Origin of the sequence: Luteimonas sp. TWI662, from assembly GCF_039673825.1 — a bacterium.
GTDB lineage: Bacteria > Pseudomonadota > Gammaproteobacteria > Xanthomonadales > Xanthomonadaceae > Luteimonas.
On the sequence record NZ_JBDJMI010000063.1, the window covers coordinates 1 to 463 of the forward strand.

The 463-nt window shown below is 67.2% G+C and carries 1 protein-coding gene; it reads left to right on the forward strand.

Going from position 1 to position 463, the window contains the following annotated elements:
• Positions 1–76 precede the first annotated feature (76 nt).
• Positions 77–463, forward strand: a 387-nt coding sequence (locus ABE488_RS17750; protein ID WP_346449713.1) for a sugar phosphate nucleotidyltransferase, incomplete at its 3' end; no start/stop codon positions are given.

The window sequence follows — 463 nt, forward strand, 5'->3', positions numbered from 1 at the left end:
CCACCTCGGCCCTCCCCCGCGTGCGGGGAGGGAGATCAGTGATCCCCGCGCGCGGGGAGGAGACGAGAGAATTCCAATGACGCAACGCAAGGGCATCATCCTGGCCGGCGGCTCGGGGACCCGGCTGTATCCGATCACCAAGGGCGTCAGCAAGCAGCTGCTGCCGGTCTATGACAAGCCGATGATCTACTACCCGCTCAGCGTGCTGATGCTGACGGGCATCCGCGAGGTGCTGATCATCAACACCCCGCACGAGCAGGCGCTGTTCCAGGCACTGCTGGGCGACGGGTCGCAGTGGGGCATGGACATCCGCTATGCGGTGCAGCCCAGTCCCGATGGTCTGGCGCAGGCGTACCTGATCGGGCGCGAGTTCGTCGGCGGCAAGCCGAGCTGCCTGGTGCTGGGCGACAACATCTTCCACGGCCATGGCCTGACCGACACGCTTCGGCGGGCAGACGCGCGC